The organism is Burkholderia sp. Tr-20390 (assembly GCF_017104595.1).
GTDB lineage: Bacteria > Pseudomonadota > Gammaproteobacteria > Burkholderiales > Burkholderiaceae > Burkholderia.
Genome location: NZ_JAAGPC010000001.1, coordinates 115,461 through 135,692 on the forward strand (window position 1 = coordinate 115,461; position 20,232 = coordinate 135,692).

Here is a 20,232-nt window from a genome sequence, read left to right on the forward strand (position 1 = left end):
TTTCGAATCTGAGCGATTGCTTCAAATTTAACGCAAATTGCGCATTTATACCTTCATCGTGCTTCGACGCGTCCATATAATCGATTCACAGTTTTAGCCGATGGAGGCATCGATGCAGGAAGGAATCGACTTGGAGAATCTCCCCGTCGTGCGGGAGATCGACGCGGAACGCGACCGATTGGGACGGGCCGGGGATGTCATCATCAGCGATCTGAAGGCTCGCGGTGAGTTGCCGAAGGAGCAACACGACGCGATGACTGAAGTGCTCGGTGCCGTGGTCGAGTACTCCGATTCGCTCAACTTCGCTCGAGCCGGCATTTTGGCGTCGACCGTGCATCCTGACGATCCGCAACTGGATCGGTTGATTGCTCGCTCGAACGCGGTATCGACGAGCATTCTGGCGGCAGCGTAGGGAGAGCCTGATGAACCTCGACTACGTTGCACTCAGAAATCAGATTCACGAGCGTTTCAAGGCCTTGTCGCCGAAGTCGGCCGAGCTGACGCAGGACGACCTGCACAAGTATTTTCGCGATCGCTTGGCGCAGCGCAGCGCGGCCAGCGAAGCGGACGCAGCACGTAGCGCTCGCGCGGACCGTATCGGGCTTGCGATCGTATCCGTGGCCTCGATCGGTGCGGTCGGCAGCGTGATTGCTGCGGGCCCGATCGCAGCTCCGGCGGTTGGAGCGGTGACGATCGGCGCTGCCGGCTATGCTGCTGCTCGCGCTATCGTGAATACAGTGCGGGGTCTGCAGGATCGCGACGAGCGATTCCGGACTGGCGCATTGCTCAAGGCGTCGATCGACGAGCAGCGCCGGGAATATGCACGCGACCAGAGCGGCGGATTCTTCAAGCGCCTGTACATCGACATCGCCGATCGGTTCAAGCGGCACGACGCCACGGTCGAGCAGCTGATTGGCCGCATCGACAATCTGCAGGTGCCGCGTGGCGAGACGTACGCGTCCGCAGTCAAGAAGGAACTGGATCGAGCGATGACGCCCGAGCTCGTCGACTATGTGAATCGGACCGGGCTCGATCGTCATTCGCATTCAGCGCATTTGCTGGCACGTGTATCGACGATTGCCGATCTGGCGGGACCCAGCGGAGAGTTGCGTCTTGGGGATACCGCGCGCGCGGCACGCGGCCGGACGGCACTCGCCGCGATGGGGATCGGTGGATCGGAGCGGGGCGTGCTGTCGTCTACGGAAGGGCGGTCAGCGCAGCAACTGCTGGGGATGCCTCGAGCAGCGGCTCTGAATGCGCACGCCACCGACGTGACTTACTACGGCTACATCCGAGGATCGGAAGGCGATCGCGAATTTCTGGAGTCGTTCGGGATCGAGCTGGGCCCGTTCAACGGAGACACGTTCAATGTGAAGGCGGATCCGGAAGCGTATCAAAAGATCCTTTCGCTGGGTGGTGCAGTCGGCGCTGTCGAGATGTATCCGCTCAGCGAGGCGACAAAAGCACCGGGTGCAGTCACCGCGCAGGTGGACCTCGACAAGCTGTCTGTATCCGAGCTGAGCGCTTATGGTGCCTTTGTGGCCTATGCGACGGTGTCCGATGAACTGCCGAGCGATCCTGTCGGCCGCAGTCGTCGCGCCAGCTTGGTGGCATCCGGTCTCGCCGTGGCGAACGAATGGGCTCGCCGTAACGAGCTCGAACTCGCAGCGCCGATCGGCGACCATGCGGCAGCTCACAGATTCGAAATGTAGCAACGACCGCCGCAGCGCGACAGCGAGGGCAGCGACCGCGACGCGGCGCTGCCTTTTTTAACGATGGACGAAAGTGATCAAACGGTTTTGTGCAGCGCTCGACCTGCACGCATAAACCAGTGACGAACCGCCGGCCGCCTATTCGACTGACCCGTAACGGCGCCATTGCCGATTCAATATTCTAGATCAGGCGTCCCGTGGATTAAAAAACATATCTTTTTTTGCTTGCTGTGTGAGAGTGCACTCCGTAGAATGCGCTCAATCCGCACGAAATCAGGCGGTCAACTCGCTGCAAGCGAATGGGGGTATCGTGGATCTTCGAAAAGTCGTGGCCGCGCTCGCGGTCGGTCTCATCACAACCGGTGCCCACGCGGGCGACCTCTATCTGCAAGGCGGCACGCAAGGTGTGGGCGTCGGGTACGCACAGCCGCTTTCGTCGTGGGCCGGACTCCACGCAGACATTAACGGGTTCGGCCTCTCGCACAAGTTCTCGGCCGGCGATCTCGACTACGACGCGCGTCTTCATCTGTTCAACGCCGGCACGTACCTCGATCTGTTCCCCTTCAGCTCGAGCTCGTTCCGCATCACGGCCGGTGTGCTGTTTAACGACGACTACATCGACGGCAATGCGGTTTCACAAAATGGTTCGTACAAGATCAATGGTTCGTCGTACTACGCGCCGAATGCATCGGTCAGCGCGCGGGTGAAGTACCCTACGGCAATGCCGTACATCGGCCTCGGCTTCGGCCACAAACCCGTGACGAAGCGCGGACTCGGCTTTATCGCCGACGTCGGCGTCGCGTACGGCCGCCCGCGTGTCGACTACAACGTCTCTCCGGACCTCGTCGCTGCAGCGGGGGCCGCCAACGTCGCGGCCGAAGAGCAAAAGCTCCGTGACAAGGTCGACCGCTACCGCTTCTATCCGATCGTTCAGGTGGGTGTCAGCTACCGCTTCTAACAGCGGCACATTCAATACTCGGGTCGCTCGTAGGCGGCCCGCTTCTATTTCAGAGGTGAAGATGAAGTATCAAACTCTGGCACGCGCTGCGGCGTTCGCGCTGACGCTCGGGTTGTCGGCCATCGGTTCCGCGCAGGCTCAATCGGTCAAGGATTCCGGCATTACGGCGCCCCACGAAAAGACGTCCGGAAATATTGGCGCCGTGAGCTCGTCAACCGCGTCTTCGCCCAAGAACGCGCTGTACGTCGTTACCATGCGTCGAGGGAAGTCGGTGACGCAAACATCCATGGCGTCGATTATCGGTGCAGCGGCCACGGCGGGTTTCAGAACCTCGGCGCCGGACGCGACGTGTACGTTCAAGAGCGCACTCGGAACGAGTACGCTGCAGATTGCCCAAGGGGATGACGTTTCATTGACGGTCGTGCCGGCGGAGGAGAAGGACGGTGCCGTCGCCACGATCGTTCGTGCGACTACGTCGCACGCACCGCAAACGCCGAGCAAGGTCGTCGGCGGATGCCCGCTGTTTGCCGGCGAGACGAAGTCGGAAGGCTGGCTCGATGCCACGACCCTGCGAGTCGGGCAGGAAATGAGCGCGCGCTTCGGCGATACGCAGATCAGCGTTCGATTGACGTCGCTGGCTGACTGACCAATTGAGTGAGGCCATGGACGCGATGTCACGAATCGCAGCGCGAGCCGCATTACTTCTTGCCACCGCCACTCTTGCGGGAGGGGCGCCGGCGGTATACGCGCATGCTGCTCGGGTTCATGGCCATACCGACCGCTCCCTTTCGCGTCATGACACGTTCCGCTCACCGATCCCCGATGGGACGTTGGACGGAGCGGTTGATTTTGCGGACGTGCATTTCGTGCCCACAAAGGGACGATCCGGCTATCTCGTTCCCATTCCAATGCAAGGGGATTTCGATTCGGTCCGGATCAACGTTCGCGCGTCACATGCCGGAACGAGCCTTGGGACCGTGAGGGGCGGAATAGTCTACTGGCGCCGAGGACGCCCAGTCGTCGCATTTGGAGGAATGGAGGGCAGTGGAGGCCAGACCATCCCGGTTCGGGGCTACTTCGAGGTCGCTGCGCTGGTGCCGAACCGGGCGCCTCAACGAAGCTTCAAGCCCGGAGAGAACCTTCTTCTCGTCCGAAGTGCCGAGATTCGGTTGCCGCTGGTCATCGATCACACCGAGATCCCACCGTCCGATGCCGAGGACGACGACTGACAAGCTCGCCTATGCGGCCTTGCCGATCGCGCAACGTGGCGCTGCGTGCTGGCGGCGAAGCAGTTCCTTGTTCGCTTTCATGACCAGATGAAGCGGTGCCGTCCGCAGCTGGTTCTCATGCAGCTCGAGAAGTGCACACAAAACGCCATACCCCTCGCCACGCAGCACCCATGATCCCGTACATGTGCCGCTTTCCTGAGCCTCCATCAGCGCGCCTTCGATCGCCGCCACGCCTTCGGGCGACAGGTCCCCGATCCCGAGGTCAGTGAGAGCGCACGACACAACGAGCACCTCTGCGAACGTAACCACGTGCGAGGCATCGGTCGAGCCGCCGCGAAGGCAGTCGAGGTCGAAATGATATCGAATGAAGAGAGGATCGAGGATCTCGGAAGGCATGACGCTCAAGCGCGTAGCCGCATCAAACAGGGGATCTTTCCCGGAGGTCGAGCGCATCGGATCACGTTTCCGAAATGGTTGTGCGCGCTATTACGGCAAATTGCCGCTCTTACTTTAGTGCTCGCATCAGAATAGTGCGATGTGCAGCCGATCCCATTGACATAGTGCACATGTGCACCTACGATTATTCAACATGTTTGACCTTCAAATCACAACCCGAGGGATTGATGAAAAGAGTCTTTTTGCTCTCACTTCTTTGTGTCGCCGCGTCTGCGACAGCTCAATCGACTGACTTGCCGTCGATCGCCGCTGCTCGCCCAAATCCGGACCTCGTTGCCTCTGCATGTACACAGGCGGTAATGCGCGAGCAAACTCCGTTGAAGCGAATCGACATTCGCAAACTCTCGATCGCAAGGGGAACGACCGATTCGACCGCTACGTGCCAGATTAGCGCTGCGGTTCGCGAAGGATCCGGTGTTGCCAGCCAGTCAGGGACCGTCACGCAGGTCGACGCAGAGTACAGGGTGCGCGTCGATTTGCGAACTGGCGATACGATGCTGGCCCGGGTCGATACGCAGCAGGCGGAGAAGACGGCACGCGACGCGCTGGCCTCGATGTTCATCGACCTTCGGCCGATCGCACTCTCGCCTGACACGGCAAGCTACAGCGCCATCATCGCTGGCCGAAAGTGCAAGATCGACGTTGCCAAAGAGAACGCGACCGAGCCGCAACAGTGGCTTACGAAAAAAATCGAATGTGCGGGCGGCGCTGCAGGCAGAAAGTAAAGTTTCTCGAAGTCCGTCCGTTAACTATGAGCGGAACAGTTGGTAGAAAAATCAAAATGACCAAAATCACACGAGGGCGCCCGACATTTCGGGCCGGGGTTAAGCAATTCGTCACGTCTCCAACCAACTGGTTGAAAGTCGCAGCGACGTCGCTACTGCTGAAACTCGTCTGGGATATTGAAGCCGAAGCGATCGTCGCAATGACGCCGAGTTGGTTTCTACCCATCGGTTTGGCAATCACGGCCGCCGGCATCATCGTCTCCGCGCTCGTGATCGAGCCGAAGGTCGGGGAAGTACTTTCTCTTGCTATGTTGGTCTTTTTGCCGGGCGTCCTGCACGTGACGATGAAAGCGTCGGGCTCCTCCGCGCCTGTCGCCGCGCAATTGGTTGTGGCCGTTGTTCTGTTGGTCGGATCGTGGGGCGTTGGGATCGCTACGTGGATCGATTGCGCAATGCATCGAGTGGACCGCTCTGTGCCGAATGGGGAGATCTAGGCATGGACAAGCAGATTGATCGTCGACGTCCCGATCCCGCGCGCACGCTCCTCGAGCGGCATTCGCTCGGCTCGGCAGGGTTCTGCGTCTTGATTCTGTTGGCGCTTACTGGATTGTCTAAGCTCGACCTGCAGCTGACGGTTGCCCTTTGGTGCGTGTGTCTCGCGCTCCCGATCTTCCTCAGCGTGTACTTGGCAAAGGAGGAGATTCTCTATCTGCGAAATCGCACGGAACCGAAACTCGAGGCAGCGCTACATGCAGCGATTCTTGTCGCGCATACCGGCCTGCTGCTTCTCGGAACGGCAATCGCATGCTTGGCTTCTCATCACAGTCCGCCGCTCGGCGTAGTCGTCTGGTTCGCGCTCGCCACCATATATTGGCTCAACTCGGCGCTCGAGAAGGCAGTTGAAAGTGTTAAGTGCCATCAATCCGTGAGCGGGAACACAGCAGAAAGTGCTCAGCATCATTCGAAGCAGTTAATCGTGTCGAAGAGTGAGTGCGACGGCGACCATTCCAACGAACAGAGGCCGGAGGGTGTGTGAGTCAAGCATTCTTTAACGCGACGTGGAAGGACCAACCCGTACAGGTGATGGCAGGATGGGACGGCGTCGAATCCGAGCTATACGTCAAGGTGTTCTATCTGGACGAGCTCGGTGAGGTAGATGAGTCTGCCGGCCTTTTGCTCGATACGTGGAAGAAGGTGGATCCGCGTCCAACTGAAATCACCGATGGTGCGGCCGCTCTTGTAATGGGGATTCAAGACAAGCTCGCTCGACTCGACATCGCCATACCGCAATTGATGCTCGGCGAGATCCTTGCTCACATGGTCGCCGACGACAACCATACGCGCTCGATATACGACGACGCAGGCAACCGCCGGGTTCTCAACGGCGCTTCTTGAGTTAGGAGAGACATGCACGTGAGCGATCTTGACCATCAACAGCTTGTCGCAGCTCGAAATGCTATGGCCTCGGCCCTGAGCGACCTTGCCGACAAAGCCGAGGCGGGTGCAAGCGAGGAAGCGACTGCGGCTGTAGTAGAAGCCCGCCGCGTGCTTGCGGAGTACGGCGAGCGTAAAGGTTTTGTCTTGCCGGACGCACCGGTTCGAAGCGTCTTAGAAATACCGTGGGATTCCGTAAAGAACTTTCTGATGGTGTTCTGGCCAATTTGCGCCGTGGCGGTCGTTACGGTGGTTGCTGCATACGGCCTCGTTTATTGGAGTAATGCCGATCCGATGTGCGACAACCGGCTCTATCGTATGCTTCACCGGTCAGAATGTGCGTGGGCGGGTGAGCGTGCCAGTAGCTCACGGTAAACCCGAGGACAACAAGTAAGGCCCTTTCCTGAAAGCCGGCGTGGTGTACTCCGCGCGCTTGGCGATAGTCTCGCCGTCGCACGCCAGCAGAATGACCTTGAGGAAAATTAAATGAAGGTTAGCCCGATCAAGCTCCACAAGCAGGCCGGCAAAACCGCGCTCCCGCCGATCCCAAAGAAGCTGGTAGACGATTGGCAGAACGTCGTGGACACCAAGCTCAACGTGCCGGGCGGAACGATGCTCACTCGGCTCGAGGCGGTCTATGGGTATCTCGATCGCTACGCGGAGTTCGTTTCGTCGTTCAGTGTCTGCAGCAAAGGCTGCAGTCATTGCTGCAGCATTGATGTGAGCGTGAGCAGGCTCGAAGCTGAATACATAATGTGGAAGGGCGGCCCCACGCTTGATCAGCACGGGAAGACGCAGACGACAGGGCACAAGGATACGTGCACGTTCTTAGCGGAGGACGGGGACCTATCCGTGATTTCGTGGGCGAGGCATATCATGAGGTGTAAAGGCCATGGATATGCCGATGAAGAAGAAAAGACAAACTGTAGCGCGTCAGGCAGCGGCCCGCGGGCCGCTGCCTGAACTGCCCAAGGAACTGCTGGACCAGTTGGTCAAGGGGCCGATGACGCCAGCCGAGGTGCAGGACCTGATGCTGGCGTTCAACAAGGCGGTCATCGAGCGCGCGATGGGAGCCGAGATGAATCTGCATCTGGGCTACCCTCTGGGCCAGCCCAAGCCGCCCGGGCAGGTCAACGAGCGCAACGGCGCCAGCGGCAAGACGGTCATTACCGATCGTGGCCCAGTCCGGGTCGACGTGCCTCGTGACCGTGACGGCAGCTTCGAGCCGATCCTGATTCCCAAGCACGAGCGCCACTTCACCGGCTTCGACGAACGCATCATCGCGATGTACGCCCGCGGCATGAGCGTGCGCGAGATTCAGGGATTTCTGGCCGAGCACTATGGCACCGAGGTCTCGCCCGACTTCATCAGCTCGGTCACCGACGAGGTGATGGCCGAAGCGCTGAGCTGGCAGAGCCGCCCCCTCGAGACGATGTACCCGGTGGTGTTCTTCGATGCGCTGCGGGTCAAGATTCGCGACGATGGCGTGGTCAGCAACAAGGCCGTGTATCTGGCTTTGGGCATTCAGGCCGACGGCCAGCGCGACGTGCTGGGCCTTTGGATCGAGCAGACCGAGGGCGCCAAGTTCTGGCTCAAGGTGTTCAACGAACTGAAGACGCGCGGCTGCCAGGACATCCTGATCGCCGTGGTGGACGGCTTGAAGGGGCTGACCGAGGCTATCAGCGCAGCCTATCCACGGACCACCGTTCAGACCTGCATTGTGCATCTGATCCGCAACAGCCTCGAATACGCCAGCTACAAGGACCGTAAGGTACTCGCCGCCGCGCTGCGCCCAATCTACGCGGCTGCCAGCGAAGAAGCGGCTAGACAGGCGCTGCAAGACTTCGCCGACGGACCTTGGGGCGTGAAGTACCCGACAATCGTGCAGTCGTGGCAGCGGGCATGGGAGCACGTCGTACCGTTCTACGTGTTTCCGCCGGAGATTAGACGGGTCGTGTACACCACGAACGCCATAGAAAGTCTGAACATGCAGCTGCGCAAGATCATCAAGACGCGCGGCCACTTCCCGAATGACGAGGCGGCGATCAAGCTGCTTTGGCTGGCGCTGCGCAACGTGCTGGCGAAGACCGTGCGGTCCGCCTTCGACTGGAAATCAGCGATGAACCAGTTTGCTATCCTGTTCGGAGACCGATTTATGCAGGCGCGCGGATAACGTGCTGTTCAACCGCCTCGCCCACAAAAATGCGGACAGGTTCGAGGACGGCAGCTGCTCGATCTACGCTACGCGCCCATTCAACTGCCGCACGTTCTTCACGCTCGACGATCCAAAGTATTGCGAAACACCGGAGGTCGACCATGAAGTGTATGGCGCCGCGAGTATTGGTTATGGCGTCAGCGTCTACGCCGGAATTGCGATGTGGATCGGCGATTGGCAGAAGGCGCACAACATGCCATACCGCGATATTCGCGACTGGTTTCCGAAACCCGTACCGGAAGTCACGTCAACGACACCGAAGCGCACGTTGATCGATCGTCTGTTCGGACGCAGTCGTTCGGAAGACTAACGCAGCGCCCGTATTCCAGACCCAAGTCCTCAAACCTCATTCCAGTTGCTGGGTGCAGTTCCCCGCTGTGCCCACGGCCGCGACGCATGCCCCTTAACATGCGTCGCATTGAGCCGCCCGCATTCGCCGAGCGGCTCCTTTTTCCGCGACCACGCACTTTCCTCGCTCCCTAGACCGCGCAAAAGAAACTCGAATATTGACGTTGACATGGTGCACATGTGCACCTATCATCGAGCCATGCTTTAGTGCTTTTAGATAGCCGCTGCGGGAGAATGGACGTGAATAGCGAAACACGAAGAGGGGCGACGATGAATGCCGAAGAACGCAAGGAGCTCAAGGAAGCCTGCGCAGTGATGTACGGCAACAAGAAGAATTCAACGCTGACGCACAGCGAGGCGCGAACGATAATCGACGCGGCGGATCATCAAGGGCTGAAGTTCGACACAAAGGGCAACATCGTCGAGCAGCGAACGGCTCTCACTGCAGGAGAAAAGCGGGTGCAAATCACGCTTTGCGACTTCCCGGCGGTGATGCAGAAGTACGCTAAACGGAATGAACGCTTTTCTGGTCGTGGAACGCCGGATTGTCCGTATATCGGAGGCTGGACAGTGGAGCGTGAGGCCGCATCGTACGACGACGAGGCGAAGAATTGGCTTAAGTCGCAGGGCTTTGCTTTCAAGGGCCGACGCTGGTACCGGGCTGACAAGGCCTGATAGAAATTTCCGGCGGCCAACCGCTCCCGCTACAGGAGAAAGACGTGTCTACCCAAGTCAGATTCGGAACGATCTTGCGTGACCACGACTTCATGTTGAACGGACGCAGGTGGCGGCGCATTCGAGGGACGTTTGCGCTGCCCGTCGACCAGATCGGGACCGGTCATGTCGGCTGGCCGTTCAGTGTGAATGACCTTGTAACGTCGTGCCCTGACAACGCCTGACCAACCGCTCCCGCCTTAGGAGAAAGACGATGGGCCGCAAACCTGACATGCCGCGCATCACTGAGCCGAGCACTGGAGACGTCCATTACGAGGGCGCTCCGTTCATCGGCAGCATCACCCTGTGCGGCCTGAACGACTTCATTGGAGTTCAGGCAGGTGAACACACGCAAGAACCGGTCACTTGCGTCGCTTGCAAGGCAGTCTTCGACTGGTGCAACACGCACCACGCCTGATCAGCCGCTCCCGCGATCCGCACCGCGCCGAGCTTATTGAAGTCTGCGAATGGTAACTGCTTTCGCTACCGGAGAATGATGATGGACCGATGGATGCAGCAGACGACGAAAATGCAGCGAGAGAATGCACTGAAGTACTGGGGAGAGAGCATTGCGATGCTGGTGTTTTGCATCGTCGCTGCGTTGCTCATCTACTACTTGTGGGTACAACATCCAAACGAACAACGTGAACGCCTGTGGCAGAAGAACGGTCTGAACGCCTGCTCGCAAGCGACTCATCACACCGCCGACCGAATCTCAGGCGCCATGGGCGTAAAAAATGATGTTTCCTTGGTAGCAATCCACATGACCGACCACGACGGGTCGTACGCATGCATGGCGGATGTGCGATTTACTATCAACGGTCATGAAGTGAGTGAAATGTGGTCAATGAAGGGAGGGCGCAAAACGCCTTGCGTTCTCACATCGGCGCCATATCGAGGGAATGATTGGGCCACCGGCTCGCCTGCCAATAGTTTACGTTGAATGCGTGCTATGCTTGGTGCACTTGTACACCATTGATGGAAGTCATGAGCGACGTTTCAGATAACGGCGCCGCGTTGCGCGCGCTGATCGAGGAGGCCGGTATGACGCAGGCGGAAGCGCTTGACGTCGTCAATGCAGGACAGGCGTTCCCGATCGCTTTGTCGACGTGGAAGGCCTATCTCGCAGCGCCGGAGAGCGCAAGGCGACGTGTCTGCCCGGACAACGTTCTGGACCACGCGAAGAAGACGATCGCTGCAGCGGTGAAGAAACGCTAATCGAGTTGCCGAGTCCTGATCGAAGCCGACAACTTTCTCCGGTGAGGTGCTTATGCCGCTGCAACTTCAACTTCGAACGGGCTTTCGCGCGCTGTCGGTGCTGATCACGTCCGCCATCATGCTGGCGGTCGCGGCGGGCGTATGCATCGGTCTGGATCTAAACATCAGCGCAAGCCTGCGGGCGCGCTTCGTCGCAACGCTGATCTTCATCACGTTGCTCAATCTGTACGATGTGCGGCCACTGGCGAATTGGCGCGTATTTGGGCTCGTCTCGATCGGCCTCGTCGCGTCATGTGTCGTCGCCGAGCTCATCGTCGACCTGTCGGCGGCTAGCTGATTAATTTGGAGAACACTATGCAAGCAGGTGCACTGGCGACCCCGACAAGTCAGGTTCCGGTCGAAATCGTACGAGCTGACGGAACCGTGATTCGGATCGGGCGAGCCGAGCATTTCGAGGTCTCTCATCGCATTTGGATCCGCGATCTCGATCTTGATCTTTCCGGTGCCGAATCCGTACGCATTGCCGACACGACGTGGCTGATCAAGAGCATCGAGCGCCGTACGCAGGTGCTGGAAGTCCTGCTCGAATCCCGTTGAATTCATGCACGACGACGCCATCGCTCCGCTCGATGGCGCATTCGCCGTCATGCACAGCCGACGGGCATCTCTTTGCTGTGCGTGACATGCTGCCGGCGTTGGGCATCGCAGTCGATCGGTGGCGAGATCTCGTCGGGTTCGCTCTATGATCGGCCGCGCGTTCACACCATCCTCCAATTGCTTGCACGCAAGTGGAGCCTGTTTGAGCGAGGCGCGGTGCCTTGGTGGATGTGGTGGTGCCACTCAGGTCAGCAGCAGATGCGCGGTCGACGATCCACTTTGCCCGTCACTCTACGACGGCTGTGAATGTCTCTGTGACAGCCATCTCGACGGTACGACCTTGGATCAGTACCGCAAGCGGGCGCTCAATGCTGAGAGAATGCTCCTGCGTCTTGTCCAATCAGTTCGCTGCGGGAACGTTACGGAATTGCTCTTGCAATCGGCGGCTCGGGTCGCCATGCAGCACGACGAGGAATAGTGCGCGGCCGCGCCCGCTGACCAGAGCGGACGCGCGCCTCAATCAAGGCTGCGGCGTGGGATCTTGCGGCGGCGCAGACGGCCGCGAAACCGTCCCAGCGTCGCGAGCAAGCGCGACGGCGTCACGCAGGTTCAGCTTCAGCATCTCCATGCCGCCCACGTAGCCGCCGATCGCCTCGTTCGCGCGGGCCTCGATCTCGTCCGCATTGGTCAGACCGAGGCGGACGAGCTCGCGGATGTCTTCGCGATCGTTGTCCGCCAGACGAGCGATCTTGCTGACGGCAAGGTCGACTGGCGAAAGCACATTGACCCTAATTTGTCCGAGGCCAAGATGCAGACGCCGCGAATCGTCTTGGTAGTCCTCGTGCATCAGCGCGAACGTCGGGTTGTAGTTGGTATCGAGATAGACGACCTGTTCGGAGCCGTCTTCAAGCCGAACCACGACCGCGAGATCGCTAGGCAGGATCACGCGGCCGGCAAACTCGGCGTCGATGTCGCTGGTGACGCGACTGCCGGTGTACAGATGGACCGCCATTCCGCCAGCCAGATAGACCTGCAGCGGTTGCTTCAGGTCCAGCGTCTGCTCGAGCTGCTCGAGCAATTCGCGAAGACCCTTCGCAAGGGCGGTTTCCAGTTTGAAAGTCGGATCGTGATTCATCGTGCGTGATTCAGTCGGAGACGGTTTTCGAGCATATCGTGCAGTCGCGGCAGGCTGACGATCCAGCCTTTCCGCACCACCTCACCCGGTTCGAGCAAATCGCCGGCATGGCGATCGAAATAGCGCTGACTGCTCGCGAGCAGTCGGCTATAGGCCACCGGGAATTCGCTACGAACGACCATCCCAGCAAGTCGAAAGACGTTGGCTTCTCGCGCGTCTCCGGCCACGGCCGACGGATCGCGCGCGACTTCCACGCAGCGCACCAGCAGGCTGTTTTCCAGTTCACGGGCGTTCATCGCCATTTCCTCCGCACATGCTCGCCAGATCCGCCCCGGCGCGTATGCCTAATATAGCACTGCACCATGTGAAATACATCTTACAAGTCGGGCGCCACGGATGCGGATTCGACGCGCGGGACCTTCGTCAGATTTGCCGGCGTCGAGCCGTCCGACGGGTAGCAATCCGGATAACTGGCCGGTATGCAAACAAGCCCGGCAGCCAAGCGGACCTCGACCATGCCTTCGGTGTACATGCGAGCTACAGCACCCGGATAGCCGTTGGCGATTACGCGTTGACCGGGCTCAAACGTGAAACGTTGCCCCAACGTGTAGAGCAGGTCACCGGGGGGCAATTTGCGCTCGTGGTGAGAAATTGGACCGGCTTCCTGACGCTTTTTCTGCTCGGGGGTCACCCAGTACAGACCCTGCCAGTCGATCAGTTCGATGCCGATGTCGGACGGCGACGGATTTGCATTGGACGCCACCGCAATCTCGTAGAGCTTCTCCTCGATCGTCAGGTCGTGATCGGGCGGACTTCCCCAGCAGCGTGCGTATTCCTCGACCGCCTCCGCCGCGAATGCCGCGTCATCGACTACATGGGCGACAAGAATCATCCGATAACGGCCGTCGGCCAGCTCCGTCACGTCACTGCGAGCGATCTCGTATCCGGCCTCGCGAGGCATTACGGAAGGGTTGACGATAGCCTCTTCCAGCAGGTCGGTGAACAGTTCCGGCACCGGGCTCACGCGCGATGCGACATGCTCGCGCGCCGCATCCCGATCGGTACAACGAAAATGGATAGCGATCGTTACTGTCTGCTTGTCCCAAGGCGCAGGTTGGCCCTCGATCGCCATGCGAGTCTCGTGCAGGTGCGTATGCTCGAGGATCGCATGTATTGCTTCCTTCTCTTGGCTGGAGCTCAGCCCTTCGAGCCCGAGTCGTTTGGAATCCGATTCGCTGGCGCCGTACATGTAGCGAATGCCTTCGGCTTGGGCCGAGCACGAGACAAAAAAGTAGCCCTGTGACGGATTCGCGACTGCGAAGGCAAAAGGATCTTTGTCGTTGCCATAGAAGAGGATCCCCCGCGCGCGACGTTGGTAAAAGCCGTCTTGCCCGGTCGTCGCGGGGTCGAAAATGTGCGTGAACGTTTTCCCATTTATCCCGACCACTGGGTTCTTTCGCTGCACTCCGCAGAGCAGGTCGTCCACGGCCGTTCGGATACCCAACGTTCGATCCACGCTGACCGGGAGCGTGGCAAAGTCGATTCGCCCGGCAATCGCCGTCGCTTCGCCAACGCTGCCATCGCGCCCGAGTTCAGCGAGTGCAGCGAGCACTTCCTCCGCCGTTGGCGGCGCCTTAACGGGCTCGACTGGCGCACCATTCACGACGGCGCTCCATGACTGCCGAGGAGGCGGCGACCCCACATCGACCGGACGGGTACATTCCGCATCGACAAACACCGTGTCGGCGTCGACGACGATGTTGCCGCCGGCATTGAAGCCGGGTACGAAGACATTCAGCGAACGCCACGGCGTTCCGTCGCGGCGGAGTTTCCAGTCCCCCACCGCCGTAATCGAGCACGGGTAGACGGCCGGTTTTCCCTGAACGCTGATCGACGTTGTCCACACGTCAGTGCCGATCAACGGATCTGCTGCAACGTCCTGTGCTTGAAGAGTTTTCGTATTCATGGTGCTCTCGCTCCGCTCTTGAGGTCGCGATCGTGAAGGCACGCGACCCGTTGTAGGTCCGTGTCCGGTCAAAGATCCATCGCAGGCGTCTCGTCGCCGCGTGCACGCGTGATAGCCGCATCGGTGTGCATTGCAGCGAGCAACTCACCAGCTGCACTTCGCCGGGCAGCGATCCATTCCGGGCGTGGCGCTTCGTTTGAGAGTCGGGTGCCCGGAGCTCCAGCCAACAGACACTCCCCAGTGGCGCGATCCCACACCCCATATGCCCCATGAATCTTTGTCACAACCTGAGCCTGCGACGCATCGACCAACTGGTGTTCGCGACCGGTCTCGTCATACATCGGTCGATCGGGATTAAGACTCGCCACGGGGCGCGGATCGGATTGAAATAGAATCGGCCGTGCCGCATTGTCCGGCTCGATGCCGTCGATTTCGGCAAGCATTGGCGCTCCGGTCATGCTGACCTCGCACACAATCGTTTGATCGAGGACCTCCCCAAGGTTCGCGCTTGCACAATCCAAGTGATTGCGCAATTCGTCGCGTGCGATGGTTTCGTTCGGCGCACGAAACCGGATAGATGCACTCAGCTGTAGGTCGAACAGGAATTCGTGCGAACTTGCTTCGTGACACGCGCCACTTGCGTGCTCGCTGTCGACGCGAGGAAGCCCGATATAGGCGTTCAGCTCATCCAGTAGCTCTTGTTGCTCGTATCGATAGGCGGTCAGTACATCGTGATAGCCGTTGTGCGAGACCGTCATCATTTCGCAGCTTGCCGGGGCGACCTGCTTCATGATCACGAACCGCGCTTCATCCAGCGCGCACGAAAAAACCTCCCCCTGTCCCCAACATTTGGTCGACCGGACGGTCTCGGCAAGCTTTTCCAATGATGGGTAATGACCCACGTGATGTTCGCTGACCCCTTCGCCGTGCGACGCCAGAATCTCCTTGATTCTTGCGAATTCGAGACGCGGACGGTCGAACTCGATCAGCGCCCGCAAAGCGTCATCACTCAGGGTGTTGAGCCTCTCGCGCAAGGATTCTTCGCCTTCACCGTCGGCCGACATGCCCGCTGCATTGAATCGTGCGGCAAGGGCTTCGGCGTCCGACACAGTCGCATCGCGACCCAGCTCCGCCATGGTTGAGAGAACGTCTTCCACGGAGATTTCGACGCGCTGGTTGATTGGCTTGCTCATGTGCCTTTTCTCGATCAGTTCATGGGTAGTCTGCGGCCGCCGTCGGCTTCAAGGCTCGTTGCTTGCTATATCTGCCTCGCGGGGCGCTTCTGAAGCGAGGGAGCTCGAGTCGGGCGACGGCGCGGCGTCGAGCGTCTCGAGACGGGCTGCAAGATCTGCCTTTCGATCGTCGTCGGCATCCGCCGCGAGCTCGTACTTGAGATACGCCCGCAGTGCCCGTCGATCCTTGGAATCGAGCTTGCTCGGATCCGAGCAAATCAGCGCAGCGCTGACGGGCGCCAGCTCGAAGTCGTACTTGAACGAGGTGAGAAACTGCGTGACGTCCACCGACAACGCACCCGGCACCGAAACTGCGTAGCGGCCGGCGTGGTGGTCGTATTCGCCAACCGCAAGGCCCAGCGATCTCAGGAACTCGCCATCCGCCTCGGCGCTGTCGACGTGCCCGAAATAGGAGACCGCATAGCCGTTGTCGTTACGTGCGCCCGGTGCAGTGGTCACTGCGTCAACCGACGGCCCGACCAGCGCCTCGAGCTCGCGCATCGTCCGCTCGAGCGATCGGACCTGCGCCGTGGTCTCAAACCATTCGCGTGCCGTAACGCCATCGGTGTCGGCAAGATCGAAGTTCGCCCCGGCCTTGTAGAGGTGGTACGCGAGCTCGGGATGGTTCAACACAGCGTAGTGCGCAGCTGTCCGGCCGAACACATCCGGAACGTCCAGATCTGCGCCATGCTGCACGAGCGCCCGCAGCACACGTGGCTTTCCCGTCTCCGCTGCGACCATCAGTGCGGTTACATGGTGCTCGGTCCCGCTGGCGTTGATGTCGGCGCCGGCATGGCAGAGCAGGGCGATGGCATCCCCCGAAACAGCGTGATGGATCGCGGGTGAATGTTCCTCGGTATAGGCGTCCAGATCGGCCTTTGCCTCGATCAGCGCGGCCGCGAGCTCCAGCTCGTCGTGCGCGATCGCTGCCATCAACGCCGTGCGGCCCTGATGCGGACCATCCGGCTGACGTACGTTGGCCCCGACCCGCTTGCGGCGCAGCAGATCGCGGGCCGTCGTGACATCGCCCGCGCCAAGCGCGTCGAAAAACTCTTTTTCAGCGTTCATGGCCTGTCGCTCCTCATACATGGACGTTTAGATCGAAGCGATTATAAAAAACAGACCATAAATTGCGCAAAAATAAAGGAATATTTGGTGAATCAAGCCCCACGAAGACACGTTAAATATATTTTTCTATCTCAATTAGTGCGCCTGATGTGCAGTTTCCCACCCAGACCTCGTGGCGGCTCGTCTGTCAATTTTTGTCAGATCGCCTCAGGACGCCATCGCAAGAGGCTGGTTTTCCCGGATTTCATCTGGAGATTTGCTATGCTGGCCCGGTAAAAATGGCGGCCGGCCGACCCGGGACGGCTCAAGGTCGCCGACAGCGCGGGAGGCAATCAGCGTCCCGTCGAGCGAACCTGAGAGAAGGGATTCGAGCAATGGACATGCGACCTCGTCCGCCCGAGGACGCACAAGCGGCGTCGATCTTCGAAGCAATCCATCGCGGGCTGATGCAGCAAGGGCGGCTGCTGAAGCTTGATACACCGTTGGGTGCGAACACACTGATTCCGATCAGGGCGCAAGGCTGGGCCAAGATCGGTCGCGACTATCGCTGGACGCTCGAGGCGGCGTCGACGCGCGACGATCTCGCGTTGCTGTCGTTGATGCATCAACCGGTGACGCTGTGGATTCAGGCGTCGGCCACGGCGACCGACCACGAATATCGACCAATCCACGGATTCGTGAATCGCGCGGCGCTGCTCGGAGCGGATGGTGGCTTGGCGGTGTACCAGATCGAGTTCGCTTCCGCCCTGTACTTCCTCGGCTATAGCCGAGACGATCGTTTCTGGCTGGAGAAGACGGCCGTCGACATTCTCACGGACGTCCTGAATCGCTACCCCCAGCTGCAGGGCCGATTCCGCTTCGACTTGTCGAAGCAAGCGCGTATTCGATCGTACTGTCGGCAAGCCGAAACCGACTTGAACTTCGTCAGCCGGATTCTGGAGGACGAGGGCTGGTACTACTACTGGACCCAATCCAACTCGGACGACCGGCCTGAAGCAACCGTCGTGATTGTTGACAGGGTGTTCTCGCTGCCAGAAGCGCGACGGGTCGAGTATTACCAAGCGAATGCCAACGCCGAGATCGACGGCTTTTCTCAGTGGGCATCGCTGCAGGTACTGCAAAGCCTTCAGTACACGTCGCATGCTTTCGATTACATGCGGCCGCGCGCCGACTTCAAAGCGAGCAGCGCGCTACTCGCGACAACGTTTTCCGTCGATCGCGGCCGATCCCGGGATACGGAGACCGTGCCCTTCGCTCCGCTGACGGTTTTTGAACAAACCTCGTACGGCTATCCCAGTGCCGACGAAGGCGAATCACGCGCCCGCATTCGAAGCGAGATCTGGGATTCGCAGGCAAACCGCTCGCGCGGTGTAGGTGGTGTGCGCTGGATCGACGCTGGCGCCCGCTTCACCTTGGAGCATCACCCACGCTACACCGGGCAAGCCAAGGATCGCGAGTTTGTCGCGATCGAGCTCAATTGGCTGATCGAAAACAATGTTCCGATCGCGCAGCACATCGACTCGTTGCCCCTGAGTCTGCGCCCGGTACTGGAAAGCGCCAAGTCAGCGTACGGCAGCCGCTTCGCTTCGCAAGCGCACGCGGGCGACAACTCTGCGGGCTATTTCGTCGTCGAAGTCGAGGCTCAGCGCTCCAGTGTGCAGTACCGCAGTCCACTCGAACACCCGAAGCCGACGCTGCGCATCGAGCACGCGTGCGTCAACGCTCCGAAAGGAGAGGAGGCGTGGGCTGACAAACTCAACCGGGTACGCGTGCGGTTCGCGTGGGACCGGCAGAGCGCGGCTGATGCGGTCAATACGTCTCCGCTTCTTTTGTCGATGCAGTCAGACACCGGCAGTGGCTACGGGGCCGTGCACGTCCCTCGCGCGAAAGAATGGGTTGCGGTCGATCACTTCGGCGGTGATTGCGACCGACCATTCATCATCGGGCGCCTGCCGGGAGGTGAAACGCAGCCGCCGTGGAATACGACCGTGTTGTTCTCGGGCTTCCAGTCTCGTGGATTCGGAAACACCGGAGCGTTCAACGCATTCGTGCACGATGACGCGACCAATCAAGGCGCAGTTCGTCTAACGTCGTATTCCGGAGGCGATGCGAGCAGCTACAGCTTGCTGCATCAGGGTTACCTGATCGATCAGGAGGGCAACACGCGTGGGCGCTACCTCGGCATGGGATTTCTTCTGCATGCCGACCACTACGGCGCAATCCGCGCGAATCGCGGCCTGTATATCGGCACGCATCACGCCAGCCACAGCGCCGAGCAGCTCGACGTCAGTGAGGCACGCAAGCAGCTGAGCAACGCGAGCAGCACGATGCAATCGCTTTCCGACTTGAGCACGCATCACAAGTCGCCCACGTTCAACGATGGCCAGAGTGCGCTGGAAGAATTCACGCGGTCGACACAGAAGAGCGTCACGCCCAATACATCCGGCGGACGAACAGCGGGTGGCGGCATCGGCACGGCCAACGGCTTCGAAAATCCGGTCCTGCTGCTTGGCAGTCCGGCCGGCATAGCCGCGTCGACTCCCGACTCAATTCATCTCGCAGCCGACATGCAACTGAACATGGCGAGCGGCAAGAATACCCACCTCGCGGCCGGTCAATCGCTGATCGCGGCGGCCGCGAAATCGGCCAGCCTCTTTGCCGGAGACGAACTCCGCGTCACTGCTGCGAACGGGGCTCTCGCGATCGAAGCGCATGGCAAAGGTATCGATGTGATCGCCCAAGCACTGGTACGCATTCTGTCCGCAAGCGACAGCGTCGAGATCGCCGGCAACAAACAAATCCTGATCACGTGCGGCGGGGCGTCGATTCGATTGAGCGACGGCAATATTGAGTTGCATGCGCCCGGCAAAATCGATGTGAAGGGTAGTAAGCACGAATTTAGCGGCCCCACCAGCACGACGTACCCACTTCCGCAGTTCAAGCCGGGATATCAAGCACGCTACGTCCTGCGCAATCAGACGGACGGTTCGCCAATGATCCGGCACGCGTACGAGATGAAGCTGCCCTCAGGGCGTACGTTGACCGGTCACACAAACGATCTCGGCGAAACCGTCACGGCCTATACGCCAACCGCGCAGGATGTCAGTTTGCGTGCACTGGAGCAGGAAAAGGTCGAAACGAAGCCGTGGCATTTTGCCGGGGGTGGTCAACCCCAGATCTACGCTGACTATATGGACGAGGCCGATAGCGCCTGATTACACAAGG

The 20,232-nt window shown here is 59.9% G+C and carries 26 protein-coding genes; 19 read left to right on the forward strand and 7 right to left on the reverse strand.

Going from position 1 to position 20,232, the window contains the following annotated elements:
- Nucleotides 1-112: 112 nt before the first annotated feature.
- From G3N98_RS00615 to G3N98_RS39625, 5 genes are all read left to right on the forward strand, one after another.
- The gene (locus G3N98_RS00615; protein WP_206146800.1) at nucleotides 113-412 is read left to right on the forward strand and encodes a hypothetical protein; all 300 of its coding nucleotides are present in this window, start codon (nucleotides 113-115) and stop codon (nucleotides 410-412) included.
- 10 nt (nucleotides 413-422) lie between these two features.
- Nucleotides 423-1,712 (forward strand): hypothetical protein, encoded by a 1,290-nt coding sequence (locus tag G3N98_RS00620; protein WP_206146801.1) that lies wholly within the window; start codon nucleotides 423-425, stop codon nucleotides 1,710-1,712.
- 328 nt (nucleotides 1,713-2,040) lie between these two features.
- On the forward strand, nucleotides 2,041-2,670 hold the full coding sequence (locus G3N98_RS00625; protein WP_346779047.1) for a hypothetical protein: 630 nt from the start codon (nucleotides 2,041-2,043) through the stop codon (nucleotides 2,668-2,670).
- Nucleotides 2,671-2,731: 61 nt separating this feature from the next.
- The gene (locus G3N98_RS00630; protein ID WP_206146802.1) at nucleotides 2,732-3,316 is read left to right on the forward strand and encodes a hypothetical protein; all 585 of its coding nucleotides are present in this window, start codon (nucleotides 2,732-2,734) and stop codon (nucleotides 3,314-3,316) included.
- Between the two features lie 388 nt (nucleotides 3,317-3,704).
- On the forward strand, nucleotides 3,705-3,899 hold the full coding sequence (locus G3N98_RS39625) for a hypothetical protein (RefSeq protein WP_241025643.1): 195 nt from the start codon (nucleotides 3,705-3,707) through the stop codon (nucleotides 3,897-3,899).
- A gap of 9 nt (nucleotides 3,900-3,908) precedes the next feature.
- Here the strand turns inward: G3N98_RS39625 and G3N98_RS00640 are convergent, their stop codons facing one another.
- Nucleotides 3,909-4,352, reverse strand: a complete 444-nt coding sequence (locus G3N98_RS00640) for a hypothetical protein (protein WP_241025644.1) — start codon at nucleotides 4,350-4,352, stop codon at nucleotides 3,909-3,911.
- A gap of 113 nt (nucleotides 4,353-4,465) precedes the next feature.
- Between G3N98_RS00640 and G3N98_RS00645 the strand changes: the two genes are divergently transcribed.
- Genes G3N98_RS00645 through G3N98_RS00665 form a run of 5 tightly spaced genes read left to right on the forward strand, consistent with a single transcriptional unit; the run spans nucleotide 4,466 to nucleotide 6,889 of the window.
- Nucleotides 4,466-5,080 (forward strand): hypothetical protein, encoded by a 615-nt coding sequence (locus G3N98_RS00645; protein ID WP_241025645.1) that lies wholly within the window; start codon nucleotides 4,466-4,468, stop codon nucleotides 5,078-5,080.
- Nucleotides 5,081-5,136: 56 nt separating this feature from the next.
- Nucleotides 5,137-5,574, forward strand: coding sequence for a hypothetical protein (locus tag G3N98_RS00650; RefSeq protein WP_241025646.1), 438 nt, complete (start codon nucleotides 5,137-5,139; stop codon nucleotides 5,572-5,574).
- A 2-nt stretch (nucleotides 5,575-5,576) separates the two neighbouring features.
- Complete coding sequence (locus tag G3N98_RS00655; protein ID WP_206146805.1) at nucleotides 5,577-6,116, forward strand: hypothetical protein; 540 nt, start codon at nucleotides 5,577-5,579, stop codon at nucleotides 6,114-6,116.
- A complete protein-coding gene (locus tag G3N98_RS00660; RefSeq protein ID WP_206146806.1) occupies nucleotides 6,113-6,475 on the forward strand; it encodes a hypothetical protein in 363 nt (120 codons plus the stop codon). Before G3N98_RS00655 ends, G3N98_RS00660 begins: the two co-directional genes overlap by 4 nt.
- Before the next feature lie 18 nt (nucleotides 6,476-6,493).
- The gene (locus tag G3N98_RS00665; RefSeq protein WP_206146807.1) at nucleotides 6,494-6,889 is read left to right on the forward strand and encodes a hypothetical protein; all 396 of its coding nucleotides are present in this window, start codon (nucleotides 6,494-6,496) and stop codon (nucleotides 6,887-6,889) included.
- Here G3N98_RS00665 and G3N98_RS00670 read toward each other — a convergent pair.
- Entirely contained in the window at nucleotides 6,881-7,300 is a 420-nt protein-coding gene (locus tag G3N98_RS00670) for a hypothetical protein (RefSeq protein ID WP_206146808.1), read from the reverse strand. The two genes, G3N98_RS00665 and G3N98_RS00670, sit on opposite strands and share 9 nt — an antisense overlap.
- Nucleotides 7,301-7,418: 118 nt before the next feature.
- Between G3N98_RS00670 and G3N98_RS00675 the strand changes: the two genes are divergently transcribed.
- From G3N98_RS00675 to G3N98_RS00710, 8 genes are all read left to right on the forward strand, one after another.
- Nucleotides 7,419-8,687 (forward strand): IS256 family transposase, encoded by a 1,269-nt coding sequence (locus G3N98_RS00675; RefSeq protein ID WP_206146809.1) that lies wholly within the window; start codon nucleotides 7,419-7,421, stop codon nucleotides 8,685-8,687.
- A 1-nt stretch (nucleotide 8,688) separates the two neighbouring features.
- Nucleotides 8,689-9,039: a hypothetical protein gene (locus tag G3N98_RS00680; RefSeq protein ID WP_206146810.1), complete on the forward strand. Its 351-nt coding sequence runs from the start codon at nucleotides 8,689-8,691 to the stop codon at nucleotides 9,037-9,039.
- Nucleotides 9,040-9,347: 308 nt separating this feature from the next.
- Nucleotides 9,348-9,752, forward strand: coding sequence for a hypothetical protein (locus tag G3N98_RS00685; RefSeq protein WP_206146811.1), 405 nt, complete (start codon nucleotides 9,348-9,350; stop codon nucleotides 9,750-9,752).
- A 253-nt stretch (nucleotides 9,753-10,005) separates the two neighbouring features.
- Nucleotides 10,006-10,209, forward strand: coding sequence for a hypothetical protein (locus tag G3N98_RS00690; RefSeq protein WP_206146812.1), 204 nt, complete (start codon nucleotides 10,006-10,008; stop codon nucleotides 10,207-10,209).
- A gap of 93 nt (nucleotides 10,210-10,302) precedes the next feature.
- Nucleotides 10,303-10,734: a hypothetical protein gene (locus tag G3N98_RS00695; protein WP_206146813.1), complete on the forward strand. Its 432-nt coding sequence runs from the start codon at nucleotides 10,303-10,305 to the stop codon at nucleotides 10,732-10,734.
- Nucleotides 10,735-10,778: 44 nt separating this feature from the next.
- Nucleotides 10,779-11,009 (forward strand): hypothetical protein, encoded by a 231-nt coding sequence (locus G3N98_RS00700; RefSeq protein ID WP_206146814.1) that lies wholly within the window; start codon nucleotides 10,779-10,781, stop codon nucleotides 11,007-11,009.
- A 46-nt stretch (nucleotides 11,010-11,055) separates the two neighbouring features.
- Nucleotides 11,056-11,346 carry a hypothetical protein gene (locus G3N98_RS00705; RefSeq protein WP_206146815.1) on the forward strand — a complete coding sequence of 97 codons (291 nt, stop codon included), beginning with the start codon at nucleotides 11,056-11,058 and terminating at the stop codon, nucleotides 11,344-11,346.
- 17 nt (nucleotides 11,347-11,363) lie between these two features.
- The gene (locus G3N98_RS00710; RefSeq protein ID WP_206146816.1) at nucleotides 11,364-11,606 is read left to right on the forward strand and encodes a hypothetical protein; all 243 of its coding nucleotides are present in this window, start codon (nucleotides 11,364-11,366) and stop codon (nucleotides 11,604-11,606) included.
- 520 nt (nucleotides 11,607-12,126) lie between these two features.
- Here G3N98_RS00710 and G3N98_RS00715 read toward each other — a convergent pair.
- From G3N98_RS00715 to G3N98_RS00735, 5 genes are all read right to left on the reverse strand, one after another.
- The gene (locus tag G3N98_RS00715) at nucleotides 12,127-12,741 is read right to left on the reverse strand and encodes a DUF6036 family nucleotidyltransferase (protein WP_206146817.1); all 615 of its coding nucleotides are present in this window, start codon (nucleotides 12,739-12,741) and stop codon (nucleotides 12,127-12,129) included.
- Nucleotides 12,738-13,037: a hypothetical protein gene (locus tag G3N98_RS00720; protein WP_206146818.1), complete on the reverse strand. Its 300-nt coding sequence runs from the start codon at nucleotides 13,035-13,037 to the stop codon at nucleotides 12,738-12,740. Before G3N98_RS00720 ends, G3N98_RS00715 begins: the two co-directional genes overlap by 4 nt.
- A gap of 80 nt (nucleotides 13,038-13,117) precedes the next feature.
- Entirely contained in the window at nucleotides 13,118-14,707 is a 1,590-nt protein-coding gene (locus G3N98_RS00725) for a hypothetical protein (protein WP_206146819.1), read from the reverse strand.
- A gap of 68 nt (nucleotides 14,708-14,775) precedes the next feature.
- Nucleotides 14,776-15,900, reverse strand: coding sequence for a hypothetical protein (locus tag G3N98_RS00730; protein ID WP_206146820.1), 1,125 nt, complete (start codon nucleotides 15,898-15,900; stop codon nucleotides 14,776-14,778).
- A 48-nt stretch (nucleotides 15,901-15,948) separates the two neighbouring features.
- Nucleotides 15,949-17,007, reverse strand: a complete 1,059-nt coding sequence (locus G3N98_RS00735) for an ankyrin repeat domain-containing protein (RefSeq protein ID WP_206146821.1) — start codon at nucleotides 17,005-17,007, stop codon at nucleotides 15,949-15,951.
- A 374-nt stretch (nucleotides 17,008-17,381) separates the two neighbouring features.
- Here G3N98_RS00735 and vgrG point away from each other — a divergent pair, with 374 nt between their 5' ends.
- Entirely contained in the window at nucleotides 17,382-20,222 is a 2,841-nt protein-coding gene (vgrG, locus tag G3N98_RS00740; protein ID WP_206146822.1) for a type VI secretion system tip protein VgrG, read from the forward strand.
- The last annotated feature ends 10 nt before the right edge of the window (nucleotides 20,223-20,232 follow it).